Origin of the sequence: Paenibacillus rhizosphaerae (assembly GCF_014192015.1) — a bacterium.
GTDB lineage: Bacteria > Bacillota > Bacilli > Paenibacillales > Paenibacillaceae > Paenibacillus_AQ > Paenibacillus_AQ rhizosphaerae.
Map to the genome: position 1 here is coordinate 577,721 of NZ_JACHXJ010000004.1, position 16,451 is coordinate 594,171.

11 protein-coding genes are annotated in these 16,451 nt (G+C 55.9%); 10 read left to right on the top strand and 1 reads right to left on the bottom strand.

Features of this window, described 5'->3' with window-relative positions; translation table 11 throughout:
* The first annotated feature begins 3 nt into the window (after positions 1-3).
* From FHS19_RS24740 to FHS19_RS24785, 10 genes are all read left to right on the top strand, one after another.
* The gene (locus FHS19_RS24740) at positions 4-870 is read left to right on the top strand and encodes a carbohydrate ABC transporter permease (protein ID WP_183584428.1); all 867 of its coding nucleotides are present in this window, start codon (positions 4-6) and stop codon (positions 868-870) included.
* Positions 871-896: 26 nt separating this feature from the next.
* Positions 897-2,912 (top strand): YIP1 family protein, encoded by a 2,016-nt coding sequence (locus tag FHS19_RS24745; protein ID WP_183584429.1) that lies wholly within the window; start codon positions 897-899, stop codon positions 2,910-2,912.
* Positions 2,913-2,976: 64 nt separating this feature from the next.
* A complete protein-coding gene (locus FHS19_RS24750; RefSeq protein ID WP_183584430.1) occupies positions 2,977-5,130 on the top strand; it encodes a DUF5696 domain-containing protein in 2,154 nt (717 codons plus the stop codon).
* Complete coding sequence (locus FHS19_RS24755) at positions 5,127-6,023, top strand: carbohydrate ABC transporter permease (RefSeq protein ID WP_183584431.1); 897 nt, start codon at positions 5,127-5,129, stop codon at positions 6,021-6,023. Before FHS19_RS24750 ends, FHS19_RS24755 begins: the two co-directional genes overlap by 4 nt.
* A complete protein-coding gene (locus FHS19_RS24760) occupies positions 6,020-6,997 on the top strand; it encodes a carbohydrate ABC transporter permease (RefSeq protein WP_183584432.1) in 978 nt (325 codons plus the stop codon). Before FHS19_RS24755 ends, FHS19_RS24760 begins: the two co-directional genes overlap by 4 nt.
* 120 nt (positions 6,998-7,117) lie before the next feature.
* Positions 7,118-8,488 carry an ABC transporter substrate-binding protein gene (locus tag FHS19_RS24765; protein ID WP_183584433.1) on the top strand — a complete coding sequence of 457 codons (1,371 nt, stop codon included), beginning with the start codon at positions 7,118-7,120 and terminating at the stop codon, positions 8,486-8,488.
* 263 nt (positions 8,489-8,751) lie between these two features.
* On the top strand, positions 8,752-10,305 hold the full coding sequence (locus FHS19_RS24770; protein WP_183584434.1) for an extracellular solute-binding protein: 1,554 nt from the start codon (positions 8,752-8,754) through the stop codon (positions 10,303-10,305).
* An 18-nt stretch (positions 10,306-10,323) separates the two neighbouring features.
* On the top strand, positions 10,324-11,961 hold the full coding sequence (locus FHS19_RS24775) for a response regulator transcription factor (protein WP_183584435.1): 1,638 nt from the start codon (positions 10,324-10,326) through the stop codon (positions 11,959-11,961).
* Positions 11,954-13,771, top strand: coding sequence for a cache domain-containing sensor histidine kinase (locus tag FHS19_RS24780; protein ID WP_183584436.1), 1,818 nt, complete (start codon positions 11,954-11,956; stop codon positions 13,769-13,771). The genes FHS19_RS24775 and FHS19_RS24780 overlap by 8 nt, the downstream gene beginning before the upstream one ends.
* Before the next feature lie 107 nt (positions 13,772-13,878).
* Positions 13,879-15,198, top strand: a complete 1,320-nt coding sequence (locus tag FHS19_RS24785) for a family 43 glycosylhydrolase (RefSeq protein ID WP_204797580.1) — start codon at positions 13,879-13,881, stop codon at positions 15,196-15,198.
* Between the two features lie 130 nt (positions 15,199-15,328).
* Here the strand turns inward: FHS19_RS24785 and FHS19_RS24790 are convergent, their stop codons facing one another.
* The gene (locus tag FHS19_RS24790) at positions 15,329-16,444 is read right to left on the bottom strand and encodes a substrate-binding domain-containing protein (protein ID WP_183584438.1); all 1,116 of its coding nucleotides are present in this window, start codon (positions 16,442-16,444) and stop codon (positions 15,329-15,331) included.
* Positions 16,445-16,451: the final 7 nt, after the last annotated feature.

A 16,451-nucleotide genomic window follows, 5' to 3' on the forward strand; every position in this document is an offset into this window, starting at 1 on the left:
CCCATGATGCCCAAATTGCGCCGGCTCCGCACGGCGTCGCCGTTTCAGGTCATTTTGATCACGCTTTTTACCGCCTTGGCCTTGTTCATGTCGCTGCCGATCGTCTTCATCTTCAACCATGCGTTTAAGCCGCAAAACGAGCTGTTCCTGTTTCCGCCGCAGTTTTTCGTCCGGCATCCGACCCTGCACAATTTCGAAACGCTCTTTCTGCATGCGTCCAATGCGACGGTGCCGTTCACGCGGTATTTGTTCAACAGCCTGATCGTCGTTTCGCTGACGCTGGTCAGCGTCGTGGTGGTCAGTACGATGGCGGCTTATGTTCTGGCCAAATACCAATTCCATTTCAAACAGCTCATCATGTCGCTAATTACCTTATCCTTGATGTTCGCGCCCGAAACGGTATCCATTCCGAGATATCTCGTCATCAACGGCATCGGGCTGAACAATACGTATCTCGGGCACATCCTGCCGTCGCTGGCATCGCCCGTCGCGGTGTTTATGCTTGTCGGCTTCATCTCGCAAATTCCGAGCGATTTGATGGAGGCGGCCCGGATCGACGGCGCGGGTCATGTCGGCATCTTCGTGCGCATGATCCTGCCCCTGTCCGTCCCGGCGATCGCGACCATCTCGATTTTGACGTTCCAGGGCGTATGGGGAGACGTGGAGACTTCGACCCTGTTCATGCAAAAGGAAACGATGCGGACGCTCGCTTTCTACGTCAACAGCCTGCTGAGCGGTTTACAGAACAACGTGGCGGGCCAGAACATGGCGGCGGCAGCCGGGCTGCTTATTTTCATTCCGAATCTGATCATTTTCCTGCTCTTTCAGCGAAGAGTGCTTGAGACGATGGTCCATTCCGGTATCAAGTAATGTCATCAGCAAAGGAAGTCGGAACGATGAAAAAATGGTTTCCATTACTGCTAGTCTTTATGGCCGTCTTGACGTCCCTGCCGGGTACCGCCATGGCCAAACCTCCATACATGACATCCTACTATGACCCGAACCAGTCGTCCTGGTTCCGCATCCAGCCGATCTACCGTCCGGCCGGGGCCATTTCCGCCGATTTCGGGGAGCCGGCCGATCTCGATATCGCCGCCGACGACCGGGTCTATATCGCCGACAAGAAGAAGGACCGCATTGCGGTGCTGAATCCGGACGGCACGCTGCTCCGGACGATCGGCGACGCCGAAGGCAAAGGCCAGCTCTCGGGACCGGAAGGCGTATACGTCACTTCGGACAACGAGGTATACGTGGCGGACTCCGGAAATCAGCGGATTGCCGTGTTTGACGGGAGCGGACAGTTCCAGAAGGAGTACAAGAAACCGGATACCCCGCTGCTCGGCTCGGAGCATTTTGTTCCCGTCAAGCTTGTCGTGGACCGGCGCGGCGTGATGTACATTCAGCTGAACTCCTCGTATCAGGGACTGGTCCGGCTGAATCCGAAAGGCGAATTCATGGGCTATTTCGGTGCGAACAAGGCGGATCAGTCGATGCTGAACTGGCTGAAGAAGCTGGTGCTGAACAAGGAGCAGCTGTCCAAAGAAAAGGGCGCGCTTCCCAAGCCGATTACGAATGTGGCGATCGATCCGGACGGATTTGTGTACACGGCCACCGCCGGCGGGGAAGGAAAGGGAGCGATCCGCAAGCTGAACGCGGGCGGGGTGGACGCTTTTAAGAACAAGACGCTGGTGAACGGACACGGCATCGTCGACGTTGCTATTGATCCGGAAGGCTTCCTGTACAATATCGACCTCGATTCCATGAGCATCAATCTCTATGACCGCAGCGGCGAGGCCATGTTCGAGTTCGGTGACATCGATAAGGAAACGCAGCAGTACGGCGTGCTCGGTTACCCGACCGGGATCGGCATCGACTCGGAACACGCGATCTGGATATCCGACAGCGGTACGAATACGGTCCACAAATATGTCCGTACCGCCTTCGGCAGCAGCGCACTTCAGGCGCTCGCGCTGTATGCCGACGGGAAATACGAAGAGAGCAAGCCGTACTGGGAGGCAGTCTATGCCCGCAACGATATGTACAACGGGACCTTTCAAGGCTTGGGCAAAGTGTTTTTGCACGAGGACCGCAATGACGAAGCCTTGAGCTACATGAAAGCCGCTTTCGATACCGACGGCTATTCGAAGGCCTTTTGGCAGATCCGGATGGAATGGCTTCAGCGCCATTTTGTCGCCCTGGTAGCCGGACTGGCCGCGGTGATGCTTGCCGTTTACTTCGGCTATCGTCTCATTCGCTGGTTCCTGCGCAAGCGTCCGCTGCCGGCATCCTGGAAGGAACCGCTGGCGTACATCCGTAATTTGGGCTATGTCCTGATTCATCCCTACGAGGGATTCTACAAAATCAAGGAGGCCAGGATTCCCGCCTGGATCACGATCTCCCTGCTGCTCCTTGTCATAGGCATCAAGCTGTGCAGAGTTTATTTCACCGGATTTTTGTTCCATCCTGTCGACCTGTCGGAAGTCAATCTGATGAAGGAACTCGGTCTGTTTGCCCTGCCATGGGTCACCTGGATCATCGCCAATTACCTGGTCTGCAGCATCAAGGACGGGGAGGGCCGGTTTCGTGAAGTCATTCAGGGCAGCGTCTATGCGCTGTCGCCCTATGTGTTCTTTTCGGTCCCGACAATCCTGCTGTCCAACATCGCATCGCTGGATGAGGTGGTCATCATTCATGCCTTGAACACGATCATGACCGTATGGCTGCTGGCCATGTTCATCGTCATGACGCAGGTCATCCACAACTTCGATTTCCTGGAGACGCTGAAAAACTCGGCTATCTCGGTGTTTGCGATTCTGACCATCTGGATGTTCGGCTTCATCATTTTCGGATTGTCCTATAACCTGTATGACTTTTTCTATGAGCTTTACAAAGAGGTGAACATCTATCATTAACGCTGCCAAACGACGATTCCGCCAAGCAAAATGGCCTGCCGCCATCGTACTGGCCCTTCTGATCGTGCTTCTGCTGCTGGTGTTCAAGCCTTGGGAGCAAACGACGGCCGAACGCTTCTCCCATACGGGTATCGCCGCGGACCTTCCAACGCCGGACGCCCTGTATGAGGGCGATCCCTGGAAACCGGCCGCAGGGGCTGACGGTTATGCACTGGCGCTGGAGAACGAACATTATGCACTGTACGTCCGCCCGGATAACACCCAGATCGCCGTGCTGGATAAAGCATCCGGCTACCGCTGGTCCAGCAATCCGACCAAGGAGGAGCTGGCCGGTGAAACGGTCAAAGGACAGCTGCTGGCCAACCTGCAATCGCCTTTTCTTCTGACCCATGTCCGGACGCAGGGAGCCGATCAGACGGTCAGGGAGACGCTGAGCAACCAGACGGCCGGCATGCAAACGGCCATGGTCCGCAAGACGGAGGGGCTGCAAATCGAATACTCGTTTCCCGCCAAACAGCTGGGGTTTGTCATGCAGTATGAGCTGACGGATAGCGGCCTCACGGTCAAGGTACCTGCGGCCGGCATTCGGGAGGAAGGAGCGTCTGCGCTGTTCTCGCTCGACGTGCTGCCTTATTTTGGAGCCGCACCCGCCAAAGAGAATGGTTATGTGTTCGTTCCCGACGGCCCTGGAGGACTCATCCGCTTCGATCAGGAGCATGCGAGCCTTACCCGAGGCTACTCGCATCAGGTTTACGGCAAAGAGGTAACGAATGAGGAGAATTGGACGCGCACGGGAGAACGGAGGGAAGACATCGCTTACCCTGTGTTCGGGTTGAAAAAGGGCGACCATGCCTTTCTGGCCGTCATGACCAAGGGGGAGGATTCCGCCAACGTATCCGCCATGGCGCCCGGACTCAAGTCTTCGTTCTACCAGGTATTTTCCAGTCAAATCTATCGCGAAGAATATCTCTACCGGATGAGCCGGCTGGCCGCGCCGAGCAAGGCCGTTCAGAAGGAACGGCTGAACCGGGACCGGGAGGTGGAATACCGGTTCCTGAACGGTGCGGACGCGGATTATGTCGGTATGGCGGGAGCTTACCGGAGCTATCTGCAGGAGACCGGCCGTCTTACCGAGGCGCTGAAGCCGGTGGATCATGTGCCGCTGTACCTGAAAATCATGGGCGGCAATTATGAAAAGGCCTTTGGCCGAATCCGGTATGTGGCCGCCACGACCTTCGAGCAGGCAAGTGATATCGTCAGCACCTTGCAGAGCAAGGGCGTTGCTTCGTTACGCACCATTTTCTACGGTTGGCAAAATGAAGGCGACTACAACATGGAGAAGCGGTTTCCGATCGATCCGGCGCTTGGCGGCGAACCGGCCGCAAAGACCTTCATTTCCGGGATGAAGGAGCGGGGCGTCCCTGTCAGCTTCAGCGAGGACTTCCTCTGGGTCGACGGCCATTCCTCCTTTTCCGGCAAGACGGACGCCATCCGGGGGATTGACGGAACCGCCTATGTCGACGACGGCTGGTATATCGCCAAGCCCGCCTATACGGCGGTAACGGCGGCAGATACGGTAAACAGGCTGAAGAGACTTGGAGTTAACGGCATCCATTTCAGCGGGATCGGCGAGATGCTGCTCAATGATTACGAGCCTTCCGGCATCCAAACCCGGGAATATGCGAAAACCGTATACGACGGACTGCTGAAGTATACCCGGGATACACTGGGAAGCGCCTCGGTCAACCAGGGGGATGCTTATGCACTCGGACAAACGGATTACATTGACGGGCTGCCGTCCGAATCGAGCTATGATTTCATGATCGACGAGACGGTTCCCTTTTACCCGATCGTGCTGCATGGCTTCGTTCCTTACACGTTCGGGGATGGCAATCTTCGCGACGATGAGGATGCCGAATTGTTGCGGGCAATCGAATACGGGGCGCTGCCCTCGTTCTTTGTGACCCATGACGATTCCCGCAAGCTGAAGGACACTCCCTCGAACTTTTTGTACAGCAGCCGTTTCGATAAATGGGAGCGAAGGATCGAGGAGGAATACGCGAAGTTCGATTCACTGAGCCAGCTGTATTCCATGCGGATCATCGGTCATGAAAAGCTGTCCGGCCAGAAATATGCCACCACTTATGAGGACGGCACGAGGGTGATCGTGGATTACGGAGTCAAGAACTTTACCGTGGAGAAAGGAGCGGGGAAATGAGCAGCGTTCCGGATTTGAAACGAAAAGCGGCCCAATATCATCTGAAGCGATACGGCGTCGGACTGCTGTTTATGCTCCCCTGGATCATCGGGTTCTGCGTGTTTGTGGCGATTCCGATCGGCTGGTCCATGTTCATGTCCCTGCACAAGGTCGCGGTGGTGCCGGGGGGATTCAAATATACGTGGCTTGGTCTGCAAAATTACCGCGATGCCTTTCTCAAGGACAATGTGTTTCCGATCGAGCTGATCACCTACTTTCAGGAAATGATCCTGATGGTGCCGATTATCGTCATCTTCGCCCTGCTGATTTCCCTGCTGCTGAACCAGCGGTTCCCCGGACGGTTCGTGTACCGGGCGCTGTTCTTCCTGCCGGTCATCTTTGCGACGGGGCAGGTGCTGTCCGAGCTGTTTACGCAGGGCGCCGGCGATATCCCGTTTCTGGACCAGTACAATCTGGAGCCTGTCGTCCGGCAGTATGTCGGGGGAGAATTGGCCAAGACGGTCATGGAAGTGCTTGGTCGCGTCGTTCTTATCCTCTGGTACTCGGGCGTGCAAATCCTGATCTTCATCGCGGGCTTTCAGACCATTTCCCCGTCAATTTACGAAGCGGTGCGCATCGACGGCGCTTCTCCATGGGAGAGCTTCTGGAAGATTACGCTTCCGGCCAGCGTTCCGTTTATCAGCCTGAACGTGCTCTATACCATCATCGACCTGTTCACCTTTCCGCTGAATCCGGTCCTGAAGCACATTAAGGACAACATGTTCAAGGTCGACACCGGATATGGCTACGCCAGTGCGCTCGCTTGGATTTATTTCGGCTTTATTTTTGTCCTGCTCGCCCTCGTGACGGGACTATTCAGCCGCAGCATGCGGCTCAAGGGAGGAAGACCATGAATTCGGAACCATGGGTTCAAAGGGCCAGAAATTACGCCATGAGCTTCTTGTGGAGCCGAAAGGCGCAGAAGTACAAGATGGTCATGCTGGGCAGGAATCTGTCGGACGGTCTCCTGGCGAAAATGGTCATTTATGTACTGCTGTCCATCGTGGCCTATCTGTATTTGCAGCCGCTGCTCTATATGATCAGCACGATGCTTAAGACGGTCAGCGATTTGCTGGATCCCAGCGTCAAATGGATTCCTCGGGTCGTTACCTGGGAGAACCTGACCAAAGCCTACAAAGGGCTGCAGTATCCGGAAGCCCTCCGGAACACCGCCCTTATCGCCCTGAGCTGCTCGATAGTCCAGGTGCTGATTTGTTCGATGACCGGCTATGCGCTCGCCCGGCTGGCCGTTCCGTTTAAAGGGCTGATCACGGCGCTGGTGCTGCTGACGTTTCTGATCCCGCCGCAGGTGATCATTATTCCGCTGTATGTGATCTTCAGCAAGCTGGGCCTGCTCAACACGCTGTTCGTCTTCCTCGTACCGGCGATTTTCGGGCAGGGGCTCAAGGGAGCACTGTTTATCCTTATTTTCCGCCAGTTCTTTAGGGCGCAGCCGCCCAGCCTGGAGGAGGCCGCCAAACTGGACGGCGCTTCCGCTGCCCGGCTGTATTTCCGGATCATGCTGCCGCTTGCCCAATCGGCATGTCTGGTTGTCTTTCTGTTCTCGTTCATCTGGTACTGGAACATGTACTATGAGCCTTCAATGTTCCTGGCCAAGGGCTTCACGCCGCTCTCCATCCGGCTGGACCAGCTGGAGGACGTGCTGAACCCGTCGCTGCTCGGCAGCAAAGACCTGGTCAGCAATCCGGTGACCGAAGGCACCAAAATGGGCGCCGCCTTCTTGATCATCCTTCCGCCGCTCGTGATCTTCATGTTTCTGCAGCGCTGGTTCATTACCGGCATCGAACGGACGGGGATTGTGGAATAAGCCTTGGCATGCCGTTCTGCCGGAAGCATTGAAAGGGGGAATGCCGACCTAGCAGGTATAGCTTGGGAACAAAGGGGTATCGTCAGCATCCGATGAAATCAAATTGGGGAGGAATAAGGATTGAAAAGAAAACGCATCGCGTCATCCATTTTATCGATGGTCATGCTCATGACCTTCACCCTTGCTGGGTGCAGCAGCAGCAATAATGACAGCGCTTCATCGTCCGGAACAAGCAATGAACCTGCACCTGCGCCAACATCAAACCAGCCGGCTGCAGAGGAAAAGCATGATCCGGTTACGCTCAAATTCATTTCCTGGAAGAACGGGACCTATGACGAGCTGTACGGCTTGTTTCATCAGAAATACCCCTGGATCACCATTGAGCAGGTACCGGTGACCAATTCGCAGCCGATCATGGAAATCATCGCATCGCTGGAAGCGGCGGGCACGCCTGCCGACGTGACCGAGATCGACAGCGATCTGATCACCTTCGAGCAGAACAATCTCATCGAGGATTTGACGCCTTACATCGAGAAGAGCGATATTTTCAAGAACGCCAAATTCCCCGACGGCTTCTTCGAGACGATGATGTTCAACAACAAGAAGCTTGCCGTGCCGATGGTTGACGTCCCGATGTGGGTGCTGGTGAACAAGGATCTGCTGGCCAAACACGGCGTGGATATGCCGGCAAACGACTGGAGTTACGACGACTTCCGCAGCATCGCCAAGCAGGTGACCGACCCGGGCGCCGGCGAGTACGGCATTACGACGCAGCCCGAAATCCAAATGCGCCTGCTATCCTCTAAAGCGATTGCCGACGGCCATGCGGCGAATCATCAATACATGAACGAAGACCTGACCCAGAGCATGCTCAGCACACCGGACGTCATGAACGACGTGAAATGGTTCCAGGAGCTGGTCACGAAGGACGGGTCCATGCAGAGCAACGCAGCCGCAGAAGAAGGCGGCAACGTGACGAAGGATTTCATCAACGGAAAAACGGCATTCGCCATCGGCGGCGACTGGGTTCTGCCAACCCTGAAGGAAAAAGCGACATTCGACTGGGACGTTCTTCCGTTCCCGAAAGGCAAGGTCAGCCAGCCCGGGTATTCGATTTATGGACCGCTGGCGCTTCTGTCGGGTTCGAAGCATAAGGAGGAAGCCTTCCTGTGGCTCAGCTTCCAATTCACGCCGGAAGCCCAAAAGTGGAAAATCGATCAGGGAGCCAATGCTTCCGTCATCGATCCCGAGCTGACGAGCTACTACGATCAGGCTCCGATCTGGCAGGGCAAAAATATCGAAGCGGTCAAGATCGCCCAAAAGAACGCCAAGATCCAATCCGGCCTGACCGTGCCGGGATGGAACGACTACAACTATAACAACATCTTGAACGACATTATCTTCGGCGACCGGGATATCAACGACATCATTCCGGAAACGGAGACATGGAACAAGAAGACGCAGGAAGTGAGAGCCGCCTTGAAGCAATAAGTGAGGGAAGGCTGCCGGGCAGACATCAGTCCGGCAGCTTTCTTTTTGAAGTTATAATAGAGCAATCGCCCCGCTTTGTGGGGCTATTTGCCGTGGGCGGATATATCGGCCAATATATGACGGGATTGTTTAATATCGTCCCATTGTCCATTTACAGCACTTCGTTTATATTAATCTTTGTAGATCGAAGAGAGAACCGCACCATACAATTGGACTCTTTTGTGAAAACGTTTACAAAATAGATGCGGAAAGGAAGAGTAGCCATGTCCTTTTGCCGAATTCCGGGATGGTTCGTCGCCTGTCTGCTGTGCATCACACTGGCATCCGGACTGGCGGGCTGCGCGGCCGGCGGCGATGTCCGCATGGACGGTCCCTCTCTTTTCGGCGATGCGACCGCTTCGTCCGGCGAGCCGGAAGCGACGCTAAAGTTTTATTTCGGCGGCGAGAAAAAGGCGGCGACGGATGAAGTTTGGGCGGCCGTAAGCGATTACGTCAAAACCAAAGGATTAAACGTCAAATTTTCCGTCCATTTCATTCCCTGGCCGGAATATTCGGGGAAGCTGCTGGTCATGGCGGCGGCGGGGGACCGGTGGGACCTGAATTTCGATTCGGAAGGCTCATTCAAGCAAATGGCGTCCCGGGGTTCCTATTTGAGATTAAACGATCTTCTTCCGGTGTATGCGCCCCACCTGTATGAACGCTACCGGCAGCAGCATAACCTGCCCTCTGCCACGATCGGCGGGGATATCGTCGGCTTGCCCTGGTCGATCAGGATGAATCAGCGGCCCTATGCCGGATGGCGGGTGGACCTGGCGGAGAAGGCGGGAATTTACCGCGAACCTGAATCGGTACGAACCGCCGAGGATGTCGATTCGCTTCTCCACGATCTCAAGAAAGCCTATCCCAATCAGAAGCTGAGCCGGATCCCGGCGCTCCCCCTGTATGTGGTACGGGACGAATGGGTGGATTTGGGCTTCCACGGCCTCGGATTCTATTTGAATGATCCTCATTACAAGGTACAGGCGATCGAGGATCAGCCTTTTTACGCGGATGCCGCCTTCATGAGCAAGGCATGGTACGAGGACGGGATTCTGAATCCCGATTCAAAGATCGATACCGAAGACGCCGCGGATCAATGGCGCAACGGGAAAATGCTGTTCACGCTCACATCCCATGAGTGGGCCTATGCAGCCGATCCGGGTTTTGCCGATGCAAGCTACCGGCAGCAGATGTCGCTATTGTATCCCGACAAAAAAACGGTCAACCGCAGCCCGATCGCAAATGTCGTGGCCATTAACCGGAATGCCGAGCACCCGGAGCTGGTGTTGCGGTTTCTTGATATGCTGGAGACGGACGAGAGGTTGTTTGATCTTGTCGTGTACGGGATTCAGGGGAAAACCTATGAGCTGGACGGAGGGAAGGTCAAGTACCCGGATAACCTGAACTTTTCCACCAGCAACTACATGGACTGGGGAGGACAGTGGGCGCTGTGGAAACCGCAATTTTTGCGCCCCACTGAAACGTACCCGGGGGACTTCTGGAAGGAGGAAGCCCGCTTTGCGGATCTGCCCGTGAATGTGGATTCTCCCGTGGAAGGATTGCTGCTGAACGATCAGTCGATCAGTCCGCTGCTTGAAGAGCGCGATCAGACCTATGAGGACTACGGCAAATCAATCGAGTACGGCATGGTGCCGGATGTAGCCGAGGCGCTGTCGGACTACCGTATGATGCAAAAAAGCAATGGGCTGGATACGATTATCCGGGAAGTGCAGCGTCAGGTCGACCAATTCCTGGCGGCACAGCAGCAACATTCATGACAAGGGGAGGATGCCTTTATGATCAGCGTATTAATCGTGGACGACGAATTTGAAATTCGCGAGGGGCTCCGCAAGCGGGTCCCCTGGAATGAATACGGCATTAACGCCGTCATGGCGGCTTCGGATGGGGATGAGGCACTGCAACTGGCCCGTCACCATCAGCCGAATCTGATCGTGACGGACATCAAGATGAACCGGATGTCTGGGCTTGAGTTTCTGGCAGAGCTGCATACTTTACCGGATTACCTGTGGAAAGCGGTGCTGATCAGCGGTTACGACGATTTCAGCCTGGTCAAACAGGCGATCCAGCTTGGCGCGATGGACTATATCCTGAAGCCGATCAAACTGGATGAACTGGAGCGCATCGTCCGTAAAGCGGTGGATGCGATTGAACGGGAACGGCTGCAGCAGCAAACGCATGACCGCCTCACGTACCAGGTACAATTTGCGGAACCGAAGCTTCAGGAGGAGCTGCTGCGCGAAATGGCGGAGAATGAATACGATCCGTACCGCGAGACCCGCATCTCCCACCGCCTGCAGTCGTTGAGACTGGACTGGATGAGCCGGATACCGCTGCTGCTGATGGCCATTGAAGGGGACGACTTAAGAGCCCTGCCCGTCCGGCCAGGCATGCCGGATGAGAAGGAGCTTGTCCTGTTCGGCATCGGCAATGTCGTCGGCCATACGCTTGCCGAGCAATTGAACATGCCGTCGGCCCTGTTCAAGGATACGCACGAACGGTGGGTGGCCGTCATCGGCTGCCCTGATCCCGAAATGCTTGATTCATGCCATGCCGTCGCCGAGACCTGTCTGCTGCGCATCAACCAATTCGTGAAGGTCAAGGCCAGCATCGGGATCAGCCCCGCGCCCAAAGAGCTGAACAAGCTGCATCAGCTCTACGTAGACTGCACCGAGTCCCTGGAGCAGAAGGTCGTCTGCGGGGGCAACCGGGTCTTTACCGGCAGCGTAGAGGAAGGCGCCGCAGAGGCCGGCAGGCTGACGATCCGGGAGCCGGGGGCGGTGCTTGACCTGGTGAAGTACGGAACGGACGCCGACATTTCGGAATCCATGGCCGACTTTGAGGATATGGTCAAATCGTGGGAGCTGCCTAATGTAAAAGATATCCAGCAGCAGTTGTTCAAATGGCTGATGGGGATCTATCGTACGGCCGCGTCGGCCGGGTGGCCCGACCGTTCCTGGGAGCAGGACCCGATCGGCCTGTGGGAGCAATTGGAGCAGTACGACACGCTGCAGTCGCTTCAGGATCAGGTGGAGAACCGGCTGCTGTCCCTGGCCGGAGACTTCCGCAAAATGGCGACCTCCTCCAGCCAGATCGTCCAGGAGGCCGAAAAGATGATCCGTACCCGCTACGCCGAAAATCTGTCGCTGCAGTCGGTGGCCGCGGCCGTTCACGTGACGCCGATCTGGCTCAGCAAGCTGTACAAAAAGGAAAAGGGACGCACCTTCATCGAGGAGCTGACGAACGTCCGGATTGCCAGGGCCAAAGAGATGCTGGGCGACACGAAATATAAAATTTATCAGGTTTCCCATCAGGTGGGGTACAAGGATCCGGTCCATTTTACAAAGCTGTTCAAAAAGCTGGTCGGCGTTACGCCCAAAGAATTCCGCCGTTTGCAGGGGATTCTGGATGATTAGGTCTTTTCTCCGGCTGGCCTCCTCGCTGCGGAACCGGATGATTCTGATCTTTCTCGCGATTACGATCGTTCCGTTCATTTTATTCTCGGCTTACGCGCATACGAAGTCGGTGGAAGGAATCCAGCAGGCCAATGCTACCTTCTCCATGAGCTACCTGGAGCAGTCCAAGATCAATCTGGAGGCATACTTGGCCAAATTAAACGACCAGATGAACGAGCTGATCGGAGACAAGCAGCTGCAAAATTTGCTCGAGCAGCCCCCGGCCAGCAGCCAGAACGAAGTGTCGGCCTCGGTGGACCTCCTGAACATTGTGTACCAGAAGAAAAAGCAGATGGATGCCCTGCAGCTGCGCGTCTATCCGCTGAATTCCGAGGCTTACCCCACCTATTTGAGGGCGCTCGAAGTTACGACATCGACCCGCAATGAAGACTGGTTTCAGAATGCGGCGAACAGTACGCTCCCAATCTGGCATCTGTCGGTGGATGGAGGGCCGAACCGCGGTCCGCTGCTCTCCTATGTCAAAACGTTCACCAGCCTGCATAATCGAACCCCGAGGGGGCTGGTGGTCGCCGATCTGGCGGATAACCATTTCAGCCGGTTCTTCTCGCCGACCAAACGGCTGCAGGGGCAGAAGTTCCTGATCGTCGACGAAACGGGAAAAATTGTATACGATTCGGCGGGAAGTGAGTGGACCGGAGAGCAGCTGCCGTCCCCCAAATTACTGGCGATGCGGAATGTCCGTAAGGAGGGCGTTGAGACGCTGTCCATTTATGACGAGAAAAATTTGATCGCCTTCGTCCGCATGGACAGCCTGCCCTGGACGATCGTCAGTCTGACACCGATGCACGCTTTGACGGAGCCCATTACGGCGATGCAGAGACTGCTGATCTTTTTTCTGATCGCTTATATGCTCTGTGCCGTTGGGGTGGTCATTTATCTCACACGGAATTTTACCCAGCCCGTTTTCCAGTTGGTCCGGCTGATGCGCAAGCTGGAGGAAGGGGACTTCAGCATGCTTATTCCGCATCAGAACCGCAAGGACGAGATCGGCTGGCTGTACCGCGGCTTTGACAGCATTGTCCGGAAAATCGAAGATCTCATCCTGCAGTCTACGCGCGCCGAGCGAACGAAAAGGGAGCTGGAATTTCAGGTGCTCAGTCACCAGATCAACCCGCATTTTCTCTACAACACGCTGGAATCGATCCGCTGGAAAGCGGAAAACCACGGGCGCAACGATATCGGGGAGATGGTATCAGCGCTCGGGAATTTGCTGCGGCTCAGCTTGAACCAAGGCAAGGATATTACGACCGTCGGACGCGAAATCGAGCAGGTGAAGGCTTACGTGCAGATCGAGCAGGCCCGCATCGGCATGCCGCTGCGCGTGCTGTATTTTTTTGACGAAGAGATGCTGGATATGACATTCATGCGCCTGCTGCTGCAGCCTTTGGTTGAAAATGCCATCCAGCACAGTATCCGCGGCAACTTCGAGAAGGGCAAAGTTATCCTCTCCGGCCGCGTGGAAGAGCGGGATCTGGTCATCGATATTAGCGACAACGGTAAGGGAATTCCGGAAGAGGTGTTGAAGGAGTTGAACGATACGGCCAGCAATCGAAAAATGGCAGGCAGATCGGGCGTCGGACTGCGCAATGTGAACGAACGGCTGAAGATTTATTTTGGCCCTGATTACCAGCTGCGGATCGAAACCCAGGAAGGCAGGGGAACCAAAATTACGATCCGCCATCCGATTCTCCCGCCCGGCGGGGAAGAGATGACGACAACGGAACGGGGCGCGGATCAGGAAGTCAGCTGAGCGTGAAATCCGGTATTGCGGCAAGGGGAGGCGCCGTGTAAAATGTGGTTAGGTATATATCAAATAACAAGGTATGATATATCATACAAATGAGGGGAGAACATGCCATGACCACTCAGGGAATTCCGAAAGCCTTGATCAAATCGGCTGGCCAAAATCCGGTCATCACCAGCATTTACACGGCGGACCCTTCCGCCCATGTGTGGGAGGATGGAAGAATATACATATACGCCTCCCATGATATCGATCCGCCGCGGGGATGCGATCTGATGGACGCATACCACGTATTTTCCTCAGATGACCTGGTGAATTGGATCGACGAAGGCGAGATTCTCCATTCGCGGGACGTGGCCTGGGGGCGCCCGGAAGGCGGATTCATGTGGGCTCCCGACTGCGCTTACAAGAACGGCACGTATTATTTCTATTATCCGCATCCAAGCGGATCGGACTGGAACGATACCTGGAAAATCGGCGTGGCGACCAGCGATAAGCCGGCCAGCGGCTTTGTCGACCAAGGCTATATCGAAGGGCTCGGCGGATTCGCCATGATCGACCCTTGCGTCTTCGTCGATGACGACGGCAGGGCGTATATGTATTACGGCGGCGGCAGCAAATGCCAGGGTGGGGAATTAAACGAAGATATGATGTCCATCAAAGGATCGATGCAGGACATGACGGGTCTGGAGGACTTTCATGAAGCTGCTTGGGTGTTCAAGCGCAACGGGCTGTACTACCTCACCTACGCAGACAATCTGGAAGACAACAACCGGATGAGATACGCGACAAGCCGGCATCCGCTCGGTCCGTGGACTTATCAGGGCATTTTCCTGGAACCGACCGGCTGCTCGACGACGCATGGCTCGGTGGTGGAGTACAAAGGGCAGTGGTACCTGTTCTATCATAACCAGGACATTTCGGGACACGGGAACCTGCGCAGCGTATGCATCGACCGCCTGGATTTTAACGAAGACGGGACCATTCAAACGGTGGCTCAGACGAAGAGCAGCGTCAAGTCTGTCGGTGAAGCGCCGGAAGCCGAAATTTCGGCCTACTATGCGGCGTCAGTCAGCAATACGGGGGGCGGTGCCGAAGTTACGGGCGGATCCGGGGCAGAAGCGGTCGTCCGCGGACTGGACGCCGAGGGTGCCTATTGCGAATTCGTCGGCGTCGACGGCGGCAGCGGCGGGCGGGCCGCGCTGTACATCCATTACGGCACAGACGAAGCCTTGGCCAAGCTTAACTTAACGGTCAACGGCCATGATTACACGCTGATCAATGCCCCGCGGACGGGAAGCGGCGAGGAAGCGAAGGGCACCGCGTCTTTCACGGTCCGGCTTCAGCCCGGCGCGCAGAATACCGTCCGGCTGGCGGGCGGGCACGGCCGCATTGCGGTAGGCGGACTATCGGTCAGCCGATTCCAGGAATAAGAAATTTGGGCTTAGCTTAAACAAGCAGCCCCTGTTCACCGGTCAAGCTGGCAAGCTTACCGGCGGCAGGGGCCTTTTTGGTGTTTCGGGATTTGGGAAACCACGTCTCCTGGACGCAGTCTTCCTTTCGTTAATCCGCCGCCGCAGGCCCGGTCGAGGCCCTGGGGACGAGGCTTACAGGGACGGTCGTGATGACGGGGTGACGGTCTCCGTTCAGAATGAGATCGGCGATCGTTTCGCCGATGACGCCGAAATTTTGGTCGATGGTGGTGATTTGTGCGCTGCCGGTCACCGCCCACTCGATATTGTCGAAGCCGGTAATGTTCATCTGCTCCGGGACCCGGATGGACAAGCCGAGACAGCACATGTACACGTTAAAGGCGACCTCGTCGTTCTCGCACTCGATGGCAGTGACGCCCGACCGGTAAAACCCGTTGATGATATGCTTCAGCATATGGTAATCGGGCGTCACATTAAATTTGACGTACTCGGAGACCACTTCGAGTCCGTGGTCGTTCATGCATTTCGTAAACCCGCTGAAGCGTTCGGACAAGCTGGACATGTCACGGGGCGAGAAGCGGGAGACGTAGGCGATCCGGCGGTGACCGTAATCGATCAGATGCCGGGTCAGCTGGTAGCTGCCCCCGAAATTGTCGCAGACCACGCTGCTTAAATAAGGAATATCATGCGGCTTGTCCAGGATGATGACCTGCTTGCCCTGCTCCGTAAACTTCCTGAGCACGTCCAGATGCAGTTCGTTGCCCGCCGGATACAGCACGAGGGCATCCGCGTCTTGAGCCAGAAGCCGGAGCAGCAGGATTCTCATCTTATCCGGATCCGGCTCGCAAATATGGATCGCCAAATGAACGTTGGCACCGTCCAGCCGTGCGGCAGCCGCCTCAACGATCCGGAAGAAGCCGCCCTGGTTGACAGCGAAAGGCAGGATGACCGGGATGGTTCTCCCCGGAGGCAGCCCGTCCGGAAGGGAAGTGTCGGAGCTTGCCGGCTGGGCGGATAGCGGAATGCGCCGCACGAAGCTCCCCACCCCGCGCTTGCGGTACAGGATGCCGGCCTGCTCCAAATCCTCGATGGCCCGCTTGGAGGTAATGCGGCTGACGCCGTACTGCTCGGACAGGCTTTTTTCCGTACAGATCGGCTTATCGTATTCAAACTGATGATTTTCAATTCTGGCAAGAATGTCGTCCTTAATCATTTGATATAACAATCTTGATGGGTCCTTCGGCATTGTTTTT